Source organism: Micromonospora sp. D75, from assembly GCF_018070405.1.
Lineage (GTDB): Bacteria > Actinomycetota > Actinomycetes > Mycobacteriales > Micromonosporaceae > Micromonospora > Micromonospora chalcea.
In genome coordinates this window covers 1-4,456 of record NZ_JAGPXV010000510.1, presented here as the reverse complement: position 1 = coordinate 4,456, position 4,456 = coordinate 1, and the positions used below count along the sequence as shown (strand labels likewise).

Here is a 4,456-nt window from a genome sequence, read left to right as displayed (position 1 = left end):
CCTTCAGCATCGAGGGGGCCGAGGTCACCGACGAGGAGCGCAGTCCGGCCGCGGACATCAGCGCCGCCTCCATGACCCGCCTGCGCAGCCCGTTCGCCGCGGAGGAGCCCGCCCGCGAGCGGGGCCCGGAGTCCACCGCGCGCTGACGACGAGAGTCACGCCGGCGCGTGGCGCCGCGCTCTCCTCAGGTTGAGGGCCAGCTCCTCACGGTTCTGGTGCGCGTGCCGGATCCACGCGGGCTGACCCGGGCCGGTGCGCCACGATTCGCTCAGCGGGCTGTTGTCCACGGTGTCGAAGCCGAACTGGTCGTACAGCCGCGTCACCAGAGCAACCGCCTCCGGGAAGTTGCTGGAGACGGAGAGCGCCAGCCGGTCAGGGGCGCCCGCGGGCCGGGCGGAGGTGAGCAGGCGGGGCGCCTGGATGTGGGTGAACGCCTTGGCGACCTTCGACGCGGGAAGCTGCTCCTGGCGTAGCTCGTGGACCGTCTTCTCACCCGAGTCGAGGACCGGGATGTTCCCGTCGCGCCAGACCATGTAGTTGTTCGTGTCCAGGACGATCTTGCCCGCGAGTTCCTCGGCCGGCATGTCGTTGACGACCTTCAGAGGTACGGCGACGACGGCGAAGTCGCCCGCCGCCGCGGCCTCCCTGGCGTACGCCGCCCGCGCCGACGGACCCAGCCCGGTGACGAGGCCCGCCAACGTCTCGGGCCCGCGCGAGTTGGCGATGACGACCGAGTACCCGGCCGCGATCGCCGCCCGGGCGATCTGGCTGCCGACCTCGCCCGCGCCGATGATGCCGATGGTTGTCATGGGTTCCCCTCCCGGCTGTCGGTCGCGGCTACCAGTTCAGGTGCCCGAACTCGTCCTGGAGCGTCCCGGTCGGGCCGTCCGTGGGCAGCGTCGCCAGGCGTACGACGATCCGGGCGCTCTCGGCCGGTGACCTGCCACCGCCGAGCGCGGCGGTCATGTCGGTGGCGGTGAAGCCCGGCTCGACCGCGTTGAACTTGATGCTCGGCTGGGACCGGGCGTACTTGACGGTGATCATGGTGGCGGCAGCCTTGGACGCCGAGTAGAGCGGGAACCCCAGATCGAACTCCGGCCGGTCCGGGTTGTTCGTCGCCCAGAAGGAGCCCGCGCTGCTCGACACCGTGACCACGGTGGGGTTGGCGGATCTGCGCAGCAGGGGCAGTGCCGCCTCGGTGACCCGGATGATCCCGACCACGTTGGTGTCGAACACCCGCAGCGCTGTGGGTCCGTCGAGGGTGCCGTTCTCGACGATGCCCGCGTTGTTGACCAGGACGTCGAGCCGGCCGTGGGCCGCATCGATGGTCGACAGGGCCTCGGTCACCGAGGCGTCATCGGTCACGTCGAGGTGCAGGAACCGCGCGCCGAGCGTCGCTGCCGCCTCCTCGCCCTTGCGCTTGTCGCGCGCCCCGACGTAGACGATGTGCCCCAGGTCCCGAAGCTGCCCGGCGGTCGCGAAACCGATGCCCTTGTTCGCGCCGGTGATCAACGTGACGCGGTCATGCGTCTCCCTCGGTCTTTTGTACTGATCGGTTGTGACGTCACCGTAGCAAGGTTCTGTACCGATCGGTTAGTGCGCTGCGTCACTTCTGTACCGAGCGGTAGAGTAGGTGCATGGGCACTTCGACACCGGGACGGCCGCGAGCCTTCGACGAGCAGACGGTCCTCGACCGGGCCGCCGAGGTCTTCTGGCGGCACGGTTACGAAGGCGCGTCGCTCAGCTCCCTCACCAGCGCCATGGGCATCAACCGGCCGAGCCTGTACGCCACCTTCGGCAGCAAGGAGGAGCTGTTCCGGCGTGCCTTCGCCCGCTACCACGAGACCAACCTGGCCAACGCCCGCGCCGCACTAGAACAACCCACCGCGTACGCCGCCGTGGAGAGCTTCCTGCGCGCCGGCGCCGACGCGCTCACCGCCGACGACCACCCCGCCGGCTGCCTCTCCATCCAAGGAGGGCTCTCCTGTTCCCCGGAGAACACCCGCATCTCCGAGATGCTGGCCGCCGGCCGGGCCGCCACCGAGACCGCCCTGGAGGAACGGCTCTCCCGCGCGGCGAAGGAAGGCGACCTCCCGGAAGGCGTCGACAGCCGGGCACTCGCCCGGTTCGTGATGGCGCTCAGCGAGGGCCACGCCGTGCACGCCGCAGCCGGCGCGAGCCGCGAAGACCTCCAGGCCTCGGTCGACGTCGCGATGCGGGTGCTCAACCTCGTACCCGGCCCGGCGACCCCCACCTGATCTCAGGAGAACCGATGCGGGAGGACGAACTGCGGGACCTGGTGCGGCGCAGCCCCTGGCTGATCCGGGCGCTGGGCGTCGTTCGGGACTGCGGCCTCCCGGACGCCTGGATCGGCGCGGGCGTCATCCGCGACCTCGTCTGGGGCGAGCGGTACGGCCACGGGTTCGACCCCTCGTCGGTGCGCGACGTCGACGTGGTCTTCCTCGACCCGGCGGACCTGAGTCGTGACAACGACGACCGGGCCACCCGGCGACTGGTGGCGGGATGGTCGGATCCGCCGTGGGAGGCGAAGAACCAGGCCGCCGTGCACACCTGGTATCCCGCCAAGTTCGGCGGTGGCCCGGTGACACCGCTGCGCACCATCGCCGACGCGGTCGCCACCTGGCCCGAGTACGCCACCGCCGTGGCCGTACGCCTCGACACGTACGACGAGATCGCGGTGTGTGCGCCGCACGGCCTCGACGACCTGCTCGACGGGGTGTGGCGACGCAACCCGGCCAGGGTCGGCCCGGAGGTCTCCCGGCAACGACTGGCCCGTCACCGCCCCGCCGAACGCTGGCCCGGCGTCCGCGTCGTGACCTGAGCCGGTGCTCGCCCGGCTCAGCGCGGGCCCAGCCCGGTTCGCCCGTCGACGAGTTCGCGCACGACATCCAGGTGGCCGGCATGTCGGGCGGTCTCCTCGATGACGTGCAGAACAATCCGACGCAGGTCAATGGTCTGCGACGCCAGCGGCTCCTCCGGGTGCCGGCCGACTGGTTCCGCCGTCAACGGCGCCGCGGCGATGATCGCGTCGGAGATCCGGCACTGGTCGCGATAGAAGTCGAAGACCTGGTCCGGCGATCGAGACGTGCGCAGCGGTGTGTTCTCGTCCGGCCAGGGCAGTGGCTCCACCGAACCGCGAAAGACCTCCTGGAACCAGTGGCGCTCCGCGTGACCGAGGTGCTCCACCAAGCCGAGCGGCGACCATCCGGAGGGCAGGACAGACGTCCGCAGCGCGGTCGGGTCCAGATCAGCCAGGATGGCTCGGACGCTGGCTCGCTGATATCCGAGGAACTCGCACAGCGTGGCCTTCTCTGTATCGATCTTCGTCACGCCGGCAGGCTAGCGGCCGACGCCGACACTTCCGGGGCGTCATGGTCTTCGATGAGGTGTGCGGTGGGGCTCAGCTGTCGGCGCGGCCCCGCACGTGCCTGCTGGGGTTCGCCGCTGACCCTGAGGGCGGTCGACCAGAAAATCTGGGTCGGAACGCCTAGACATCCTCGGCGGCGTGGAATAATCTTCTTCGAGTCGAGAGAGAAGATCCGTCAAGACGCAGACGGGACCGCCCGGGCGTGAGGTCACGACGGACGGTGAGAAGCGGAATTCGTTCCGCCTGGAACGGCAGTAGGAGCACGTCAGCCCCAACGCGTGATGCGCGATGGGGCACGCAGGTGGGGCCAAGGCTTGCTCAGGGCTCCAGCTGATGTTCGCCGCACGTGTCGGGGCCATGAAGTCGCGTGGGCTCCGGCGCCGGCGGACCGTACGACCGCAAGGGTGAGAAGTAGCAGAGGAAAGGGAGGGCCGTACACCGTTGGATCGCCCGCCAGCAGCCGTCATTCCAGGCTCGGCGGACACCGCAGTTTCCATCGAACGAGAGGTGGTCTCCGGTCACGCATATGCGATCCTCGCACCCGAAGCCTTCGATGGCTGGTGCGGATACGACAAGCCGACTTTCCTGTCGGTAGATGGTGTTCTGACCCGTTAACCCTGGGCCCCGGCGCTTATGCGCCGGGGCCCTCGATGTGGAGGTGACATGGGGCGAAACCCCGATGACATGTTCGGCGACGAGAACACTCCGGCCTACACCATCGGTCAGGCCGCAGAGATGCTCGGCACCACGCAGGACTTCCTGCGCCGCCTGGACGAGGCGAAACTGATCAACCCGCACCGCTCTGCCGGCGGGCACCGCCGCTACTCCCGCTACCAGTTGCGCCTGGCCGCCCGGGCCCGCGAGATGGTGGATCAGGGCACGGCGCTGGAAGCCGCCTGTCGGATCATCATCCTGGAAGACCAGCTTGAGGAAGCCCTGCGGCAGAACGAGAAGCAGTAGCGCGGGCCACGGCGGCAGACTGGCCGGCCCGCTTCCCGGCTCGGCCCTGGTAGCACGTACTCCTGCTTGCGCGACTCTTCGTAACCCGGCCATCGGCCGGGCTGTTGC

The 4,456-nt window shown here is 69.6% G+C and carries 6 protein-coding genes; 3 read left to right on the top strand and 3 right to left on the bottom strand.

Translation table 11 applies throughout. From position 1 onward, the window contains the following. Nucleotides 1-155 precede the first annotated feature (155 nt). Both KBX39_RS24330 and KBX39_RS24325 read right to left on the bottom strand, forming a co-directional pair. Nucleotides 156-809 (bottom strand): NADPH-dependent F420 reductase, encoded by a 654-nt coding sequence (locus KBX39_RS24330; RefSeq protein ID WP_210872678.1) that lies wholly within the window; start codon nucleotides 807-809, stop codon nucleotides 156-158. A 28-nt stretch (nucleotides 810-837) separates the two neighbouring features. Continuing rightward, on the bottom strand, nucleotides 838-1,512 hold the full coding sequence (locus KBX39_RS24325) for an SDR family NAD(P)-dependent oxidoreductase (protein WP_247660534.1): 675 nt from the start codon (nucleotides 1,510-1,512) through the stop codon (nucleotides 838-840). Nucleotides 1,513-1,637: 125 nt separating this feature from the next. Here KBX39_RS24325 and KBX39_RS24320 point away from each other — a divergent pair, with 125 nt between their 5' ends. Both KBX39_RS24320 and KBX39_RS24315 read left to right on the top strand, forming a co-directional pair. Further along, nucleotides 1,638-2,258 carry a TetR/AcrR family transcriptional regulator gene (locus KBX39_RS24320; RefSeq protein ID WP_210872676.1) on the top strand — a complete coding sequence of 207 codons (621 nt, stop codon included), beginning with the start codon at nucleotides 1,638-1,640 and terminating at the stop codon, nucleotides 2,256-2,258. Nucleotides 2,259-2,272: 14 nt separating this feature from the next. After that, a complete protein-coding gene (locus KBX39_RS24315; RefSeq protein ID WP_210872674.1) occupies nucleotides 2,273-2,842 on the top strand; it encodes a nucleotidyltransferase family protein in 570 nt (189 codons plus the stop codon). 17 nt (nucleotides 2,843-2,859) lie between these two features. Here KBX39_RS24315 and KBX39_RS24310 read toward each other — a convergent pair whose 3' ends face one another. Then, on the bottom strand, nucleotides 2,860-3,351 hold the full coding sequence (locus KBX39_RS24310) for a DinB family protein (RefSeq protein ID WP_210872672.1): 492 nt from the start codon (nucleotides 3,349-3,351) through the stop codon (nucleotides 2,860-2,862). 700 nt (nucleotides 3,352-4,051) lie between these two features. Here KBX39_RS24310 and KBX39_RS24305 point away from each other — a divergent pair. Next, nucleotides 4,052-4,348, top strand: coding sequence for a helix-turn-helix domain-containing protein (locus KBX39_RS24305; RefSeq protein ID WP_043326983.1), 297 nt, complete (start codon nucleotides 4,052-4,054; stop codon nucleotides 4,346-4,348). Nucleotides 4,349-4,456 lie beyond the last annotated feature (108 nt).

Bases quoted from the DNA above. Each gene is read 5' to 3' on its own strand.
- KBX39_RS24330 (WP_210872678.1), bottom strand. From the start codon at position 809: ATGACAACCATCGGCATCATCGGCGCGGGCGAGGTCGGCAGCCAGATC.
- KBX39_RS24320 (WP_210872676.1), top strand. From the start codon at position 1,638: ATGGGCACTTCGACACCGGGACGGCCGCGAGCCTTCGACGAGCAGACG.
- KBX39_RS24315 (WP_210872674.1), top strand. From the start codon at position 2,273: ATGCGGGAGGACGAACTGCGGGACCTGGTGCGGCGCAGCCCCTGGCTG.
- KBX39_RS24305 (WP_043326983.1), top strand. From the start codon at position 4,052: ATGGGGCGAAACCCCGATGACATGTTCGGCGACGAGAACACTCCGGCC.